Here is a 16634-nt window from a genome sequence, read left to right as displayed (position 1 = left end):
CCCCCTCTCCATGTCCGGTCCCTCACCGGGACCGCAAATCAGGACTTCTTTACGCGAACTGTCTTGGTGGAGCGCGTTTCGAGGGTCATCTCGTCCGCGTCCGCGACCTTCGCCTTCAGCCGCACAGTACCCGTCGCCACATCGACGACGTCCACCACCTTCGCCAGCAACTTCGCGGTGTCCTCGTTCCCGGAGGCTCCGGCGAGCTGTACGGCGCGGCCGAGTTTGGCCGTCGCTCCGTCGAAGTCGCCCGACTTGCGGGCGTCCAAGCCTTGTTGGATGACTTGCGCCAGTTCGGCCTGACCTGTGTAGTGGGCGACCTGGGGGTTGATGGAGGTGGACGCCACCATGTCGTCGGTCCACACGGCCCGTACAAGACCCTGCGACAGTGTCTGCGGGGCGCCACCGGACGGATCGGGCAGCACGAGCGAGACCCGGGCGGCGAGCATCTCCCGGCCGATGCCGGCCTCCGGCACCTGTACGCAGACGTGGTAGTCGCGTGACTCGTCCCCCCACGAGCCGGTGGGGTAGTCGCCGGCCCGCGGGCCCGCCTCGGTGCGGCGGTCGGTCAGCTCCTCGACCGTGGGCGCCACCTGCTTGACGAACTTGATCTTTGTGTCCACCGGCGTCCACAGGCGCAGTGCGACATCGGCGATCTCCTTGCCCATCGCGTTCTCCATCATCTGCGTGAAGTCCGCTGCCAGGCCCGACGGGTCGGCGACGATGTCGGCGGTGCCCAGCAGTGCCGAGGCGATGCCGGTGACCTCCTTGACCTCCCAGTCCGTACCGACACCACGTGCGTCGCAGGTGAAGCGGCCCGCGCAGGCGTCGAGGGCTGCCCGCAGGTCCTCGGGGGACTCGTGTTCGTTACGGCCGTCGGTGAGCAGGATGCCGTGCCGGATCGGGACATCGGCGGTGCCGAGCAGCCGATCGGCGAGCCGCAACCACGTCCCGATGGCGGTTCCGCCGCCCGCGCTGAGCTTGCGCAGAGCGTCCTTGGCCTCGGCGCGGGTCCGGTCGTCGGCCGTGGCCAGCCGGCCGTTGCCGGGATAGACCTCCTTGGCCACGTGCGTGCCGCCGACGACGGCGAAGGTCACGCCGTTGCGCAGGGTGTCGATCGCCGCTGCGGTCGCGTCGCGGGCATTGCGCATCTTGGTCGGCGGGTAGTCCATCGAACCGGAACAGTCGACCATGACCACCACGGCTGCGCCGGGTGCCTGGCCGGGTATGGACGACGGCGAGGCGCCGGCGCCGGTCAGTGGCACGCCACCGCTGGTGCCGCCACCGGTGGAGGTGACGGTGACGATCGCGTTGACCTCGCGGCCGCCCTCGGGCAGGTACTCGTTCTGGTACACCTCGACGGAAAACTGCGGCACGTGGGACTTGGAGAAGTTGGCCATCGAATCGGCTCCTTGAGGCTCCGCATGCTTGCAGCGACTGATGCCGGCTGGTGATGCGCTAGTGACAAGTAGACAAATGGTTCCCGGGAACTGTGACGATCCATGACGGGCCACCGCCCGGCGGGGGACGGTTCGTTCAGGCCGATCCTGCCCCTTGCGGCGGTACGGGGAACGGCAGCACCGCCACTGTTACGTTGTCGTGGCCCCCGCCGTCCAGGGCGTGACCGACCAGCACCTGCGCACTGTGCAGGGGCCGTTGGTGGGAATCGGCCGGCAGCACCCGCGCCATCTCCTCCGCCCCCTCCGCGTAGTTCCACAGGCCGTCCGTGCACACCACCACGACGCCCGGCCGGTCCGGCTTGAAGGAGGCGGTGTGTGGCTCCAGTTCGTACGCGTCGGCGCCGAGCCAGCCCGTGATCGCGTGGGCGCGCTCGTCGGCGTACGCCTCGGCCTCGTTCATCAGACCCGCCGCGACCATCTGCGCGGCCCAGGAGTCGTCCTCCGTCAGCCGGGCAGGCGGGACCGTACGGTCGACGGGCACCCAGTACGCGCGGCTGTCACCCACCCAGCCCACGATCAGCAGCCCGCCGGCCACGATCGCGCCGACGAGCGTGCAGGCCGGCGCGTTCTGGTGCCGGTGCGGGTCGTGCTCCAGCGCGGCGGTCTGCGCCTGGGCAAGGGAGTTGACCGACTCCGCGGCGGCTACGATCGCCTCGTGCATGGCCTGTTGCGGGTGTGTGCCACGTGCCAGGGCGGCAAGAAGGGACTCGTTCGCCGCGCTCGCCGCGGCGGCCGAGGCCTCGTCGGGACGGCTCGCCGAAGACACCCCGTCGCAGACGATCGCAACGACGGCGGGGGAGCCGTCCGGCAGGGCGGTGGCGGACACCGCGAAGGCGTCCTCGTTGCGGTGGTGGCGCAGTCCGCGGTCGCTGACCGCCGCGACGGCGCCGAGCTCCTGCTCCATGTGGTCCCGCTCGCGCGGCTGGGCGTGACCGCAGTTCTCACAGTACCCGTCGTCGTCGACACGGCCCGCGCGGCAGGCCACACAGACCGGGCCCGAGGCCGTACCGGCCGCCGGCGACCCGGGCACGGCGGTCCGCGGGTCGGCGGCGGACGCGGGGGCCGGGACGGTCGGTGGCGCGGGTGCTGGAGCCGGCGCCGCCGGCGCGTACTCGTCCGGGGCGGGCGCGGCCAGCGGGTATTCGTCCGGGGTAGACGGCGATCCGGGTGCGGACGGCGAGGCCGGGGCGGGCGGCCCGTCGAACCTCACCGCCGACGGGAGTTCGTTCCCGCCCGAATCGGTGCCAGGGAGGTCGGCGGGCCGGTGCACCGGCGCGGCGGTGCCGGAACTGCCTGCCGCCGGTGCGTCCGGCCACTCCACCGGGGCGCGCGCTCCCGTCCCGTTGAGGGCGACGGTGGGCTGATCGCCGGGCGGCTGCGGGACGGCCGACAGGTCGTACCCGCAGACACCGCAGAACTTGTCACCCTCCTCCAGCGGTTCCTCACAGCTGGGGCAGGCAGACAGCTGGTGCATCCGCGACATCAATCACACCCACGTCCGGGGGCGGTAGCGGTTGGCCCGCTCCACCAGTTCGATCCTTTCCTCGCCACGCTGTGCAAGCCGGGCGAGGACGCGGTACGAGCGCTCCAGACCGAAGCGCAGGCCCCGCTCGTCCAGTTGGCTGCCGAGCAGCGCCGTCTGTACGGGACGCGCCCCCCGGCTCCCGGAGAGTACCCAGTCGAGCGCCGTCCCCAGAACCTCGGTCGACAACCGCTCGCGGCGTACGGCATCCAGGCCGAACTGCTGCAGGGCCTCCACCTGGCCCGCGGCCGCGGTCAGATCGTCCAGCAGCGGGTCGTGTGCGGCACGTTGACGCAGCCGCGCCCGTACGGCGGCGATACGCGCCGCCGTGTAGTGGATCGATGCCTCCGGTACGGACTCCAGGGACCGTACGGCGCTCGCCCGGTCCCCTGCGGCCAGCTGCACCCGCGCGAGGCCGAAGGCGGCGCTCACATAGCTGGGGTCGGTCGCCCAGACCAGGCGGTAGTACTCGGCCGCGTTGTCCAGCTGGCCGAGGACCTCGGCGCACACGCCGAGCGCCAGCTTCGGCGCGGGCTCGCCCGGGAAGGCGTCGTAGATCGCGTCGAATGACAGCGCCGCGATCTCGTTGTCCTCCGTGACCAGGGAGGCAATGCCGCGGTACCAGACCACCCGCCAGTCGTCCGGGTGGTCGGCCTCCAGGGATTCCAGCGCCCTGGTGGCGGACACCAGTTCGCCCATCTCCAGCCTGGCGCGAAGTTCACGCAGCCGGCGTTCCACCGAGTGGGCGGGCGCGGACTGCAGGGCGGCTATCAGTTCGGCCGGCGCGGAAGCCATGAGTCCGGCGAGGAACCCCGCGTTCGGATCGTTCGGGTCGACGCGGGGCACGGGCAGCGCGAGCGAGGTTGCCCGCGCGTCGAGCGGGGCGAGGTAGGTGTGCGCGTACGGGGGTGCGCCGATGGCGCCGGGCACCGGCAGAGACGTCTGCGTGGGTGCGTGGGTGAGGCTCGCCGGGGCGCCGGGAGCGGCTGCCGTGCCGACAGCCCCCGCGACGCCGGTGGTCTGGCCGCCGTGTGCGCCGGGAACGTAGGCCGCGACGGGCGCCCCGCCGCCGTACGCCGCGTTGGTGCCCGCTCCCGGCTCCGCGCCCGAGGGCGCGCTGCCCGGGGCGTACGCCCCGCCGGTCGTACCGACCGCCCTGCCTGCGGCGTGCGTCGCGGCCGCGCCGACGGCGCCCGCCCCGTACGGAGTGCCGGGCCCGGCCGCGGGCCAGGACGGGGATCCGGCGTACGCTCCGCCGCCCACCGCGCCCTGGGCCGGGATCGCGCCCGGCGGCAGTGCGGTGGCCGCAGTCCCGCTCACACGCGCGCCCCTGCGGCCGAGGAGCCCGCGTGCGGGGGCGGTACGCGCACCGAGCCGCGAGACGTCGCCCGTCAGCTCGGCGAACAACTCCGTGTCCGTGACCTTCAGTTCCGGGCCGAACAGCGTGGAAAGCTGAGGTCTCGGCCGGCCCGTCTGGAGCGCCACCACCTCACGCAGCACACCCGTCAGCTGCTCTGCCATCTCCTGCGCCGAGGCGAACCGCCGCGCAGGATCCGGGTCGGTCGCCCGGACCAGCAGCCGGTAGAAGGACTCGTACGTCCGGAACACCTCGATGTTGTCGGGGTCCGGCAGGCTGTCCACGAAGACGTTCGTGTACCCCTGGAAGTCGAAGGTCAGAACGGCCAGCGTGCGCGCCACCGTGTACAGGTCGGAGGCGACGGACGGGCCGACCTCCGCCACTTCCGGGGCCTGGTACCCGACCGTGCCGTAGATCGCGCTCTCGTCGTCGTCCATCCTGCGGACGGCGCCCATGTCGATCAGCTTGAGCTGGTCCTGCTGCTGAATGGCGTTGTCGACCTTGAAGTCGCAGTACAGCAGGTTCCGGCTGTGTAGATGGCCGAGCGCCTCCAGCGCCTCGATACCGTACGCACAGGCCTGCTCGACCGGCAGCGGATCGCGCCTGCCGCCGGGTCCGCGCCGGTCGTTGGCGATCTCCTTGAGCGACTTGCCGCCGACGTACTCCATGACGATGTAGCCGTCCATCGAGCCGGTCCGCTGGTCCAGGTGCTCGACGAAGTTGTAGATGCGCACGATGTTGGAGTGTTCGATCTCGGCAAGGAAGCGCCGCTCCGAGATCGCCGCGGCCATCGCGTCCTGGTCCCCCGTGTCGAGCAGCCCCTTCAGCACCACCCAGCGGTCCGAGACCGCCCGGTCGTACGCGAGATAGACCCAGCCCAGACCGCCGTGCGCGAGGCAGCCCGCCACCTCGTACTGGCCGTGCACGATGTCGCCGGTGCGCAGCTTCGGCACGAAGGAGTAGGGGTGTCCGCACTTGGTGCAGAAGCCCTCGGTGCGGCCCGGCCGCTCACCGCGGGAGCGCCCCACCGGTGCCCCGCAGTCCGACCGCGAGCAGAATCGCTTCCGCTCGGGAACCTCGGGGTTCTCCAGGACCGCCGCCGCCGGATCGGGCCTCGGCACCTCGGGCACGGCGACCAGGCCGGCGCCGAGCCGGTTGCGGCCGGACGACGCGGTGGTGGAGCCGGAGCTGCGCACCGAGACCGAGCGCGCACTGGCGGCACCGGAGAGCGAGCGGGACAGCCGCCCGGACACCGAACGCCGGGAGGTGGAGGAACGGGAGGAGCGGGAGGAGGAGCGGGACGAGCGGGCGGACGCCTGTGAACCGCTCCGCGCCGAACTGCTGTTGCTGCCGCGCCCCCGGCCGCCGGTGATTCCGGTCGGCGGGGAGGACACCGCGCCGTTCGGCGAGACGACGGGGGCGAGTCCGCAGGTGCCGCAGTACAGCTCGCCGCCGCCCATGTCCTCGTACGAACCCTCGCACCCGGGGCGCTGGCAGTTCGCCGCCTCACTCATGATTCCCCCTGCGGTCGGTGGGCCCGGACTGTCGCGGGACCAGCACTTCTGCCGTGGCCTGCTGGTAGCGCAGCACCGCCTGCTCGGCGGCGCGCAGATCGCAGGGCGCGCTCCACAGCATCCGCCGGGCCGCGTCGTACCGCTCGATCAGCAGCGGGTCCTCGGCCATGCCGTGTCTGGCGACCTTCGCCTTGTACGCGTCGAGGCGGCCGCGCAGCTCCGCACGGACCGCGAGCGGTGCGGTCACCGCGGTCAACGACTCACGGGCACGCATCAGTTCGTCCTCCGCGCGGCGCTCCAGGGACTCCAGGAGCGGGGAGAGCCGGTGCCACTGCGCGTGCCTGCGGTAGTCGGCCGCCGTAGCCAGCTCCTCCTGCAGGGCGGTAGGCGGGCCGCTGACCGCGGGCACCTCGGAGGCGGCGATCTTGGCCAGCACCTCGCCACGTGCGGCCCGTGCCTCGGAGAGTGTCCGGTCGGCACGGGAAAGGACGTCGCGCAGGCTCAGCAGCCGCTGTTCGGCGTCCTGGCGGACGTCGAGGACCGCCTCGATCTCGCGCCGGACGTCCTCCAGGGCCCGCGCGGCCCGGTCGTACCGCCCGGTGTCGGGGCGGCCGCCGCCGGGCGCCGAGCTGCGGGGCGCCGGCACCCAGAACGCCAGCGGGTCGGACACCACCTGCTCACGCAGTGCGCTCAGTTCATGCGTGATCGACTCCAGGTCGTCACCGGAGGGGTGCTCGCCCGGCCGTACGCCGACGGAGTGCGCCAGCGAACGGGTGCGGTGCAGCTCGGCCGCGAGCAGGTCGATCCGGGCGGGCAGGGCGGACCACACCGCGTCCGCCGCCACCACCATGTCCAGCGACTGCGCGTACAGCTCGTTCATCCGGCCGACCAGCTCCTCGAGCGTGAACTGCTCGGTCAGCTTTGCGGGGCCGGTGATCGAGGGGGCGGCATGCCCGGAGGTGCCGCCGGCGATTGTGACGCAGCGGCCGCGCAGCAGCTCGGTCAGCTCGGTCAGGTCCTCGCGGGCGGGCCAGCGCCGCCTGGCGCGCTTCTCACGGGCATCGGAGAGAGCGGCGGTGTACGCGTCGAAGTAGGACCAGAGCAGCGAGACGGCCTGCTCGGTCCCGGCCCAGCGGTCCTTGGTGGTGCCGGTCAGCTCGGCGCCTTCGAGGAGCCTGCGGCCCGCGTGGTCCTGGAGGGCGAGTAGCGAGGTCTCGATCGCCTCGTGCTCCGCGCCGAGCCGAGCCAGCGCACGGTCCACCTCGTCCCGGTCCATCACCGAGCCCGGTGGTCCCCCCGCGAAGCCGGGGGAGGGTCCCGCGCCGCCCATCGATCACCCCTCCGAGTCTCTGACCACGTTGTTGCCGCCGTAGGTACTGCCGCTGGCACTGCCGTCTTCACCGCCGGACCGTGTCCGGCCGGACACGCTCAATACGCTCAGCCCGTCCGGTACTTCGGGGCGGGTGGTCCGGCGACTCCCGGCATGTCGGCCGCCAGCCACTTACGGTAGGCCGTCATCCAGGGGCTGTTCACGCCGCCACTGCGGTAGCCGTCGAGCACCTTGTTCACCCGGCGTACCAGGTCGGTGGCTTCCTTGTTCATCGCCACGCCGTAGAACTCCTTGGTGAACGGTGTGCCCACCAGTTTCACCGACGGGTCCTGTGCCGCCTGTCCCGCCGCCAGGGCGTTGTCCGTGACCACCCCGTCGACCTCGCCCAGCTGCAGCCTGACGAGACAGTCCAGTTGGTTGGGCACGGTGACGGATATGTCGGCGCCGAACGACTTCGCCTTGAGCGCCGTCTCCGCGGTCGAGCCGCTGGCGGAGCAGATCTTCTTGCCCTTGAGGGAGGCGTCGTACCCCCTGATCGGCGACCCGGCCGGGACGAGCACCTGCTGGCCGGCTTCGAAGTAGGCGGTGGAGAACGCGACGTCCTCCAGGCGCTTGCAGTTGATCGTCATCGTCCTGACCACGACATCGACCCGGCCGTCCTTCAGCGCCGGTATGCGCTGACTGGTGGGAACGGCTCGGTAGATGACCGCTTCAGGATCGCCGAGGATGTCCTGAGCTATGGCCCGGACAAGATCGATGTCAAAGCCCTCAAGCTGACCGGTGGCCGGGTTGCGGTAACCCCAGCGGAAGCTGTTCTGGTCGACGCCGGCGACGAGTTTGCCGGCCTTTTTGATCCGGGCGATGGTGGGGCCGTCAGCCGTTGACGGCGGCAGGCTCGCCTCCGGGTTCTGGCAGGTGTCGGCCCTCACCGGCCGCGCGCCCGCCGAGTCGTGCGCGGCCGAGGCCGCGCCGGCGACGACGTCGGCTCCGGCGCGGGGCAGCGGCAGCAGAACGGCGGTGGCCGTCAGCGCACAGGCGGCGGCCATTCCCGTCACGCCGCCCCAGCCGCGAAATCTGCTGGTCCTGGTCACCGCTCCCCCTCTCACCTGTACTCCGAAAGCCTGCGGCCGATACCGAGGACGCCGGCCATCGCGCCCAGTACGGCCAGCACCGCCGCACCCAGCGAGAGCCCGGTCATCGCTCCCCGGCCGTTCTCAGCCGCCTGTTTGAACTCACGCTGCTCGTGGGCGAGCGCCTTCTCCAGCGAGGCGTCCACCTTGTCGAAGCACTCACCTGTGCTGTTCTTGGCGCCGATGATCTGCTCCAGGGCGCCGTCGTAGTCGCCCTTGTTGTCGGTGTCCCGGGCGGCCGTGTGCCGCTTCTTCCATTCAGTCATGCCCGCAAGGGCTTCCGCCACCGGCTCGCGCCCCTCGCCGTCGTCGGCGATGTCCTTTGCCTGCGCGAGCCCGCTGGTCAGGGTCTTCATGGCGCTGTTGTGTTCTTCGTCGTACTTGTCGGACTTACCGTCCTCGGCGAGCACGGCTCCGCGCGCGACCAGGGTGAGGTTCTCATTGGCACGGGCCTGCAGAGAGCTGATCCGGGCGTCATTGAGGACTTTCAGGGACTCCTGGCCCTGTGCCTGTGACTCGTGCAGCCCGGACCGGGCCACGGTATGCCCGACCGCCAGCCAGAGCAGGACGACGGTGGAGGCGGCCGTCGCGGCCACCAGTCCGTGGTTGAAGACCCTGTTCGTACGCCGGTAGTTGCGGCGCTGCGCCCAGACGAGGCCGCCGAGCGCCAGTACGCCCACCCCGAGCGCGATGAACGGCCAGGAGTTCGCGTCGTCGTAGTCCTGGTAGAGCCGCTCGGTCTCCGCCTCGTACAGATCCTTGGCGGCGGGCAGCAGTTCGGTGCTCATCTTCTCGTTCGCCCGGCGCAGATAGGCGCCGCCCACCGGGAAGCCCTGGCGGTTGTTCGCCCGGGCCTGCTCGATCAGGCTCGTGTAGACCGGGAGTTGTTCGTTGAGCTGCGCGATCTGCTTGCCGGAGTCGCCCGACCCGTCGCTGCTGGCAGCGGCCTTCACCAGCAGCCGCGAGGCGTTCGCGATGTCCTTCCGGTACCGCTCACGCAGTTCGTGCGGCTCCTGCCCGCCCGCCAGGAAACCGCTCGCCGCCGCCGTGTCGGCGTCGGCGAGGGAGCGGTAGATGCTCGCGGCGTCGGCGCTCAGCGGCTGGCTGCGGCTCACCACGTCGTCGGCCGCGGCGACACGGTCGGAGATCTGCCAGGCCGTCGCGGCGCCGAACGCCACGACGAGAGCGGCGACAACGGCCCCGATGATGCGCAGCCGGCCAGGCTCCGTCATGGCCGCGGTACGCAGCCGGTCCACGCCCTCGGCCCAGGCGCTGCGGCGTGCGGGCGGTGGCGGTGGTGGAGCTGCGGGCACGGGCGGGTGCGGTGCCGTGCCGGATGGGTGTGTCACTTGACCTCCCCCTTGGTCACTTGACGGTGGCCCGTCTCCAGTCCAGCAGTATGGCCGGAGGGGCCGACATCCACAGCACTCATGCCTGGATCTTGATCAAACCGATTCGAACCGCGCCGAACTCCCCACCATGAATACGCCGAAGAGATCCGTTCGGTTCCCGTCCGGTTGTCAAATGGACACGCACGGGTGTCCCGGGACCCTCACAGGTGCCCCGGGACCCTCACCCGAAGTACGCGCGCAGCCTTGTCCTCGCCTCCGCCGACGCCTCCACGCGGTCCAGGCCGAGAAGGGCCGCGCCCAGCACCGGCGGGGCCGTCACCACGCCGATGACCGCCCTGGGAGCGCGGGCCGCCAGGAGTTTCGCGATCTGCTCGTCGAGCTCCGGATGACGGGCCGCCAGCACACTGCCCCCCAGCAGCACCGGTACCTCCTCGTCCAGCAGGCCCAGGCGGGACAGCGCGACCGTCGACAGGGCGACAACCTCCTCGGCCAGCCGGCGCACGACCGACCGGGCGATCGGGTCGCCCGCCGCGCTCGTGGCGAAGAGCACCGGGGTCAGTTCGTGCCTGCGCGGGTAGGGGATGCGGCCCAGGTGCAGCGCCTCGATGAGGGCGTACATGCTGTCGAGGCCGAAATGCGCAGGGAGCGTACGCGCCAGAGCGGTCGGTTCGCCGCGCCCGTCCTCGGCCCGGGCGGCGAACCACAGGGCCTCCTCCGCCAGTCCCGCGCCACCGCCCCAGTCCCCCGAGATCCGCCCGATCGCGGGGAAGCGGGCGGTCCGGCCGTCGGGGAGCATCCCGACGCAGTTGATGCCCGCCCCGCACACGACGGCCACACCACGCGGTTCGGCGTCTCCCGGGAGTCCGGCGCGCAGGATCGCGAAGGTGTCGTTGCGCACCTCGGTGGTACGGCCCCAGCCACGCGCCTGCACCGCCTCCCCCAACTCCCGCTCCTCGACCGGCAGGTCGGCGTTCGCGAGACAGGCGGAGACATGCGGGACGAAGGGGCGCCCCGCACCGGACGGGTCCGCCAGGCCGGCCGCGGCGGCAGCCGCCACGACGGTCTCCGCGAGGGCGTCGACGGCCGCCCCGACCCCCACCGACGGGGGCTGGAAGCCGCCGCCGCGTGACTTGCCGAGGACGCTGCCGTCGGCGGCGACCACCACCACGTCGGTCTTGCTGTTGCCGGCGTCGATGGCGAGGACCGCGGGGGACGTACTGCCTGTCAAGCCCACGCGAGGTGCTCCCGGTTGTGTGCGACCAGACGGTCGGTGAGCGCCTCCGCGTACTCGTGCTGGCCGATGAGCGGGTGCGAGAGGAGTGCCTTGAAGACCCGGTCCCGGCCGCCGCGCAGGGCGGCTTCCAACGCCAGCTCCTCGTACGCGGTGACGTTGGCGACGAGACCGGCGTAGAGCGGGTCGAGGGCCGGTACGGCGAGCGGGACGGCCCCGGTGCCGTCCACCCGCGCCTGCACCTCGATCACCGCGTCGTCGGCGAGGAAGGGAAGGGTGCCGTTGTTGTACGTGTTGACGACCTGCACCGCGCCGGCTCCGTTGCCCAGCAGCGAGGCCGCCAGATCCACGGCCGCCTCCGAGTAGAAGGCGCCGCCGCGCTTGCCCAGCAGGGCGGGCTTCTCGTCGAGCGCCGGGTCGCCGTACATCGCGAGGAGTTCCTTCTCCATGGCCGCGACCTCGGCCGCCCGCGAGGGCTTGGTCCCGAGCTCGCGTACGGCCTCGTCATGCCCGTAGAAGTACCGCAGATAGTACGAGGGCACGACGCCGAGGCGGTCCAGCACGGTCCGCGGCAGCCGCAGGTCGTGGGCGATGGTGTCACCGTGCTCGGCGAGCAGTCTCGGCAGCTGGTCCTCGCCGTCCGGCCCGCCGAGACGCACACCCATTTCCCAGGTGAGGTGGTTGAGGCCCACATGGTTCAGATGCACATCGGTGGGCGCCACATCCAGCAGCTTCGCGAACTTGCGCTGGAAGCCGATGGCCACGTTGCACAGGCCGACGGCCTTGTGGCCGGCCTGCAGCAGGGCCCGGGTCACGATACCGACCGGATTGGTGAAGTCGATGATCCAGGCGTCGGGGCTGGTCCGCCTGACCCGCTCGGCGATGTCGAGGACCACCGGGACGGTCCGCAGTGCCTTGGCCAGACCGCCCGCGCCTGTCGTCTCCTGGCCGATGCAGCCGCACTCCAGCGGCCATGTCTCGTCCTGGGCGCGGGCAGCCTGCCCGCCGACGCGCAGTTGCAGCAGCACGGCGTCGGCGCCCGCGACCCCCGCGTCCAGATCGGAGGTCGTGCTGACGAGTCCCGGGTGGCCCTGCTTGGCGAAGATGCGGCGGGCCAGGCCTCCCACGAGCTCCAGCCGGTCGGCGGCGGGATCGACGAGGACCAGCTCGGTGATCGGGAGGCTGTCCCTCAGCCGGGCGAAACCGTCGATCAGTTCGGGGGTGTAGGTGGATCCGCCACCCACTACTGCGAGCTTCATTGGCTAGCCCTTCACTCCGGTCAGGGTGACGCCCTCGACGAATGCCTTCTGGGCGAAGAAGAAGAGGACGATGACGGGTGCCATGACCAGGACGGTGGCGGCCATGGTCAGATTCCAGTCCGTGTGGTGGGCCCCCTTGAACGACTCCAGGCCGTAACTGAGTGTCCAGGCGGCCGGGTTCTCGGAGGCGTAGATCTGCGGACCGAAGTAGTCGTTCCAGGCGTAGAAGAACTGGAACAGGCCCACGGCGGCGATGCCCGGCCTGGCCATCGGCAGGACGACCCTGACGAGCGTACGGAACTCGCCGCAGCCGTCGACCCGGGCGGAGTCCAGGTACTCGTTCGGGATGGTCAGCAGGAACTGCCGCAGCAGGAAGATGGAGAACGCGTCTCCGAACGCCATCGGGATGATCAGCGGCCACAGTGTCCCGGACAGCTGGAACTGCTTGGCCCAGAACAGGTACATCGGGATGATGATCACCTGCGGCGGCAGCATCATCATCGAGATCACCAGCATCAGCGACAGATTGCGGCCGCGGAAGCGGAACTTGGCGAGGGCGTACGCGACGGGAATCGAGGAGAGCAGAGTCAGCGCGGTGCCCAGGCCCGCGTAGAGCAGGGTGTTCCGCCACCAGGTCAGAAATCCCGGGGTGTGCCACACCCGCCCGTAGTTGTCCCACTCCCACACGCGCGGCCACAGGTCGCGGGTCAGCGCCTGCTGGTCGCTCATCACGGACGTCAGGAAGACGAAGACGAACGGCAGCACGAAGAACAGCGCGGCCGCGATGCCGAGTGCGTGCACCGCGACCCAGTGCAGCAGTTCCCTACGGCGGGTGGGGCGAGCGGTGGGGGGAGTGAAGGAGGCCGTGGGTCGTGTCTTCGAGGCGGTCAGGACTTGGGTCATGACGGTCAGTCACCTGCCTGGAGGAGGCCGCCGCGACGGCGCATCAGCAACGCGGTGAAGGCCATGGCGAGAGTGAAGAGCACCAGCGCGATCACGCAGGCGGAGCCGTAGTCGAAGCGCTGGAAGCCGAGGTTGTGGACGAGCTGGGGCAGGGTCAGCGTGGACTTGTCCGGGTAGCCGGGCTCGAACTGCTGGCCGGAGCCGCCGATGATCCCGGAGGCGACCTTCCCCGCGACGAGCGGCTGTGTGTAGTACTGCATGGTCTGGATCACGCCGGTGACCACGGCGAACATCACGATGGGAGAGATGTTCGGCAGGGTCACGAAGCGGAACCGCTGCCATGCGCCGGCCCCGTCCAGCTCGGCCGCCTCGTACTGCTCCTTCGGTACGTCGAGCAGGGCGGCCATGAAGATCACCATCAGGTCGCCGATGCCCCACAGAGCCAGCGCGGTGAGCGCGGGTTTGGACCAGGCCGGCTCGGTGAACCAGCCCGGAGTCGGCAGTCCGATGTCCCCGAGGACCGAGTTGACCGGCCCGGTGCCGGGATTGAGGAGGAAGACGAAGGCCAGCGTGGCGGCGACCGGCGGGGCCAGGTACGGCAGGTAGAACAGCGTCCGGAAGACCCCGGCCCCCGTCTTGATCTTCGTGATCAGGAGCCCGACACCGAGGCCGAAGACGACCCGGCAGGTGACCATGACCAGCACCAGCCAGAGGGTGTTCCCCAGGGCCGGCCAGAACAGCCGGTAGTCGCTGAAGACGTACGTCCAGTTGTCCAGTCCGTTGAAAACGGGCGGCCGGATGCCGTCGTACTTCATCAAGGAGAAGTAGACCGTGGAGACCAGCGGGTAGGCGAAGAAGACGCTGAAGCCGACCAGCCAGGGCGACATGAAGGCCGCCGTCCGCAGTGAACTCCGGATGCGCTTCGAACGCAGGGTGTGCGCGCTGCTCATCAGAGGGCTACTTCGCCTTCGCGATATCCGTGTCGATCTGCCGCGCGGTCTTCTCCAGACCTGCCTTGAGGTCCTTCACGGCCCCCTTCTCGTACTGGTAGCCGAAGTCCTGGAACGTCACCTGGTACGCGCCGCCGTCGGCCTGCGCCGGAGTGGTGTTGGACTTCGGGTGCTGCGCGATCTCGATGAAGGTTTTGAACTCCGGCTCGACCTTCAGCTTCGGCGACTTGAGCGCAGCCAGTGTCGACGGCACGTTGTGGATGGAGTTGGAGAACTCCACCACCGCGTCGGTGTCCGTCGTCATGTACCGCACCAGCTCCCACGCGGCGTTCTGCTTCTTGCTGGTGGCGGCGATGCCCATGACCGTCCCGGAGAGGTATCCCTTGCCGTAGTCGGCGACCTGGTCGTCGGCGACGGGCAGCGGGGCGGTGCCGATCCCGAACTTCGCACCCGCGTCCCGGGCCATCGCGAGCCGCCACTCGCCGTCCAGCTGCATGGCCACCTGGCCGGTGTGGAAGGGATGCTTGGCACCCCACTCGTCGCCGAAGGAGGCGCGGTACTTCTCCAGCTTCCGGAAGCCGCCGAGCTTGTCGGTCAGGCCCTTCTGGAAGGTGAGCATCTTCGCGAAGGCGGGGTCCTTGGCCACGTTCGACTTGCCGTCGGCGTCGAAGTACGTGGGCCCCCACTGGGAGACGTAGTGCATCGGAGTCGTCTCGTAGCCGTGGAAGGTCGGCATGAAGCCGAGCTGCTCGTACGAGTCACCCTTGGCCTTGGTCAGCTTCTGCGCAACTTTCTCGAACTCGGTCCACGTCCTGGGCGGCGCCGTGATGCCGGCCGCCTTGAAGGCGTCCTTGTTGTAGTACAGCCCGTACGCGTCGTTGAGCAGCGGCAGCGTGCACTGGTTGCCTTCGAACTGCGTGTAGTCGAGCAGCGTCCTGGGGAACGTCTTCGCCGGATCGATCTTCGACTTGCCGAGGAAGGGCTTGAGGTCGACGAAGGCGCCCGACGTGCAGAACTTGCCGACGCTGTCCGTGCTGAACGACGAGACGACATCCGGGGCCTTGGGACCGCCCGCCCGCAGCGCCTGGTTGATCTTGTCGTCGGTGATGTTCGCGGTGACCTTCACCTTGATGTTCGGGTGCGCCTTCTCGAAGCGGGCGACGTTGTCCTGGATCGCCTTGACCTCGCTGGGCGCGCTCCAGCCGTGCCAGAAGTTGATCGTGACGTCCTTCTTGGGATCGTCGTTCGCCGCGGTGCCCGTCTGGCCCGTACAGGCGGAGGCGAGCACGGAAATCGCGGCGACGGCGACAGCAGCGGTCAGCCGGCGGCCTTTGGGCAGGGCGATTCTGGGCATGGCGGTGTCTCCCTGAGGCGGATGGTTCCGATGAGGGGTGAGGTCGGGGAGGAGCTCTGGAGGGTCAGCGGGACGTGTCGAAGACCTCGTCGCGGGTGGCGGCGAGGGCGCTCTCCAACGCCCCGCGCAGCACGGGGTGTTCCTGTACTTCGCCGAGTACGAGCCGGGGCCGGGAGGCGGCCAGCTCGGCCAGCTCGGCCTGCACGAGCTCACGCAGGGGCTCTCCGCCGGCGGCGATGACCGCGCCGGAGAGCACGACGATCTCCGGATCGAGGACGGCCACCAACGAGGCGAGACCGGTGGCCAGACCGGTCGCGAACACTTCGAGCAGTCGGCGGTAGGGGCCTTCGGCCGCGACCGCTGCCCGGGTCAGCAGAGCCGTCGCCACCACGGTGTGCGGGCCGTGGCCGACGCCCTCGATGCCGAGCTCGCGGGCCAGTCGGGGGAGCGCTTGCGCGCCCGCCAGCTCCTGGTAGCCGCCGCTGTTGGCCTTGGTGACCTGCCGGACGAGCGGGGCGCCCGGTACGGGCAGGAAACCGACCTCTCCGGCGCCGCCCGTCCAACCGCGGTGCAGCCGGCCACCGAGGACCAGGGCCGCACCGATTCCCTCCTCGTTCCAGAGGAGGACGAAGTCCTCGTGGCCGCGGGCGGCGCCGCGGCGCTGCTCGGCGATCGCCGCGAGGTTGACGTCGTTCTCGTACTCGACGGGCATCGGCAGTACGGCGGCGAGGTCGTCGAGCAGCGTGGGTGAGTGCCAGCCTGGCAGGTGGCTGGCGTACCGCAGCCGTCCGGTGCCCGGGTCGAAGGCGCCCGGGGTGCCGATGACCACGCGGTGGACCTCGGCGCGGGTGAGGCCGGCGGCCTTGACGGCTCCGTCGAGGGCTTCGCAGACCTGCCGGACGACACTGTCCGTGCGCCGGCGGGGAGTGGGCAGTTCGAACGCGCCGACCGTCTCACCGGTGATGTCCGCTACGGCGGCCAGGATCCGCTCCGGAGTCACATCGAGCGCGGCGACATGAGCGGCCCCCGCGTGGACCGCGTACAGCTGGGCATTGGGTCCCGGACGCCCCTCCGTGGTGCCGGTGGCGACGACCAGGCCCGCCGCTTCGAGGCGGGCCAGCAGCTGGGACGCGGTGGGTTTGGACAGGCCGGTGAGCTTGCCGATCCTCGTACGGGAGAGCGGCCCGTGCTCCAGCAGGAGATCCAGCGCGGCCCGGTCGTTCATGGCCCGCAGTACGCGAGGTGTTCCGGGTGTACCGGCCACGGCCCTGC

At 70.7% G+C, this 16634-nt stretch carries 12 protein-coding genes; all 12 read right to left on the bottom strand.

Going from position 1 to position 16634, the window contains the following annotated elements:
* Positions 1 to 38: 38 nt before the first annotated feature.
* A complete protein-coding gene (locus tag AB0M62_RS24530) occupies positions 39 to 1400 on the bottom strand; it encodes a VWA domain-containing protein (RefSeq protein WP_366076429.1) in 1362 nt (453 codons plus the stop codon).
* Between the two features lie 136 nt (positions 1401 to 1536).
* Complete coding sequence (locus AB0M62_RS24525; RefSeq protein WP_366076428.1) at positions 1537 to 2943, bottom strand: protein phosphatase 2C domain-containing protein; 1407 nt, start codon at positions 2941 to 2943, stop codon at positions 1537 to 1539.
* A gap of 3 nt (positions 2944 to 2946) precedes the next feature.
* Positions 2947 to 5853: a tetratricopeptide repeat protein gene (locus tag AB0M62_RS24520; protein WP_366076427.1), complete on the bottom strand. Its 2907-nt coding sequence runs from the start codon at positions 5851 to 5853 to the stop codon at positions 2947 to 2949.
* Positions 5846 to 7183, bottom strand: coding sequence for a hypothetical protein (locus AB0M62_RS24515; RefSeq protein WP_366076426.1), 1338 nt, complete (start codon positions 7181 to 7183; stop codon positions 5846 to 5848). Before AB0M62_RS24515 ends, AB0M62_RS24520 begins: the two co-directional genes overlap by 8 nt.
* A 107-nt stretch (positions 7184 to 7290) precedes the next feature.
* The gene (locus AB0M62_RS24510; RefSeq protein WP_366076463.1) at positions 7291 to 8229 is read right to left on the bottom strand and encodes a glutamate ABC transporter substrate-binding protein; all 939 of its coding nucleotides are present in this window, start codon (positions 8227 to 8229) and stop codon (positions 7291 to 7293) included.
* A 56-nt stretch (positions 8230 to 8285) separates the two neighbouring features.
* A complete protein-coding gene (locus tag AB0M62_RS24505) occupies positions 8286 to 9545 on the bottom strand; it encodes a hypothetical protein (RefSeq protein ID WP_366076462.1) in 1260 nt (419 codons plus the stop codon).
* 340 nt (positions 9546 to 9885) lie between these two features.
* Positions 9886 to 10899 carry a BadF/BadG/BcrA/BcrD ATPase family protein gene (locus tag AB0M62_RS24500; RefSeq protein ID WP_366076425.1) on the bottom strand — a complete coding sequence of 338 codons (1014 nt, stop codon included), beginning with the start codon at positions 10897 to 10899 and terminating at the stop codon, positions 9886 to 9888.
* Positions 10890 to 12155, bottom strand: coding sequence for a 6-phospho-beta-glucosidase (locus AB0M62_RS24495; RefSeq protein ID WP_366076424.1), 1266 nt, complete (start codon positions 12153 to 12155; stop codon positions 10890 to 10892). The genes AB0M62_RS24500 and AB0M62_RS24495 overlap by 10 nt, the downstream gene beginning before the upstream one ends.
* 3 nt (positions 12156 to 12158) lie before the next feature.
* Complete coding sequence (locus AB0M62_RS24490; protein WP_366076423.1) at positions 12159 to 13058, bottom strand: carbohydrate ABC transporter permease; 900 nt, start codon at positions 13056 to 13058, stop codon at positions 12159 to 12161.
* A gap of 5 nt (positions 13059 to 13063) precedes the next feature.
* Positions 13064 to 14008 (bottom strand): sugar ABC transporter permease, encoded by a 945-nt coding sequence (locus AB0M62_RS24485; RefSeq protein ID WP_366076422.1) that lies wholly within the window; start codon positions 14006 to 14008, stop codon positions 13064 to 13066.
* A 7-nt stretch (positions 14009 to 14015) separates the two neighbouring features.
* Complete coding sequence (locus AB0M62_RS24480; protein WP_366076421.1) at positions 14016 to 15362, bottom strand: ABC transporter substrate-binding protein; 1347 nt, start codon at positions 15360 to 15362, stop codon at positions 14016 to 14018.
* A 64-nt stretch (positions 15363 to 15426) separates the two neighbouring features.
* On the bottom strand, positions 15427 to 16587 hold the full coding sequence (locus tag AB0M62_RS24475) for an ROK family transcriptional regulator (RefSeq protein ID WP_366076461.1): 1161 nt from the start codon (positions 16585 to 16587) through the stop codon (positions 15427 to 15429).
* Positions 16588 to 16634 lie beyond the last annotated feature (47 nt).

It is taken from the genome of Streptomyces sp. NPDC051219, from assembly GCF_040682335.1.
Lineage (GTDB): Bacteria > Actinomycetota > Actinomycetes > Streptomycetales > Streptomycetaceae > Streptomyces.
This window is presented reverse-complemented; position numbering and strand designations above follow the sequence as displayed.

Bases quoted from the DNA above. Each gene is read 5' to 3' on its own strand.
- AB0M62_RS24490 (WP_366076423.1), bottom strand. From the start codon at position 13,058: ATGACCCAAGTCCTGACCGCCTCGAAGACACGACCCACGGCCTCCTTC.
- AB0M62_RS24480 (WP_366076421.1), bottom strand. From the start codon at position 15,362: ATGCCCAGAATCGCCCTGCCCAAAGGCCGCCGGCTGACCGCTGCTGTC.
- AB0M62_RS24510 (WP_366076463.1), bottom strand. From the start codon at position 8,229: ATGGCCGCCGCCTGTGCGCTGACGGCCACCGCCGTTCTGCTGCCGCTG.
- AB0M62_RS24505 (WP_366076462.1), bottom strand. From the start codon at position 9,545: ATGACGGAGCCTGGCCGGCTGCGCATCATCGGGGCCGTTGTCGCCGCT.
- AB0M62_RS24515 (WP_366076426.1), bottom strand. From the start codon at position 7,183: ATGGGCGGCGCGGGACCCTCCCCCGGCTTCGCGGGGGGACCACCGGGC.
- AB0M62_RS24485 (WP_366076422.1), bottom strand. From the start codon at position 14,008: ATGAGCAGCGCGCACACCCTGCGTTCGAAGCGCATCCGGAGTTCACTG.
- AB0M62_RS24495 (WP_366076424.1), bottom strand. From the start codon at position 12,155: ATGAAGCTCGCAGTAGTGGGTGGCGGATCCACCTACACCCCCGAACTG.
- AB0M62_RS24525 (WP_366076428.1), bottom strand. From the start codon at position 2,943: ATGTCGCGGATGCACCAGCTGTCTGCCTGCCCCAGCTGTGAGGAACCG.
- AB0M62_RS24520 (WP_366076427.1), bottom strand. From the start codon at position 5,853: ATGAGTGAGGCGGCGAACTGCCAGCGCCCCGGGTGCGAGGGTTCGTAC.
- AB0M62_RS24530 (WP_366076429.1), bottom strand. From the start codon at position 1,400: ATGGCCAACTTCTCCAAGTCCCACGTGCCGCAGTTTTCCGTCGAGGTG.
- AB0M62_RS24475 (WP_366076461.1), bottom strand. From the start codon at position 16,587: ATGAACGACCGGGCCGCGCTGGATCTCCTGCTGGAGCACGGGCCGCTC.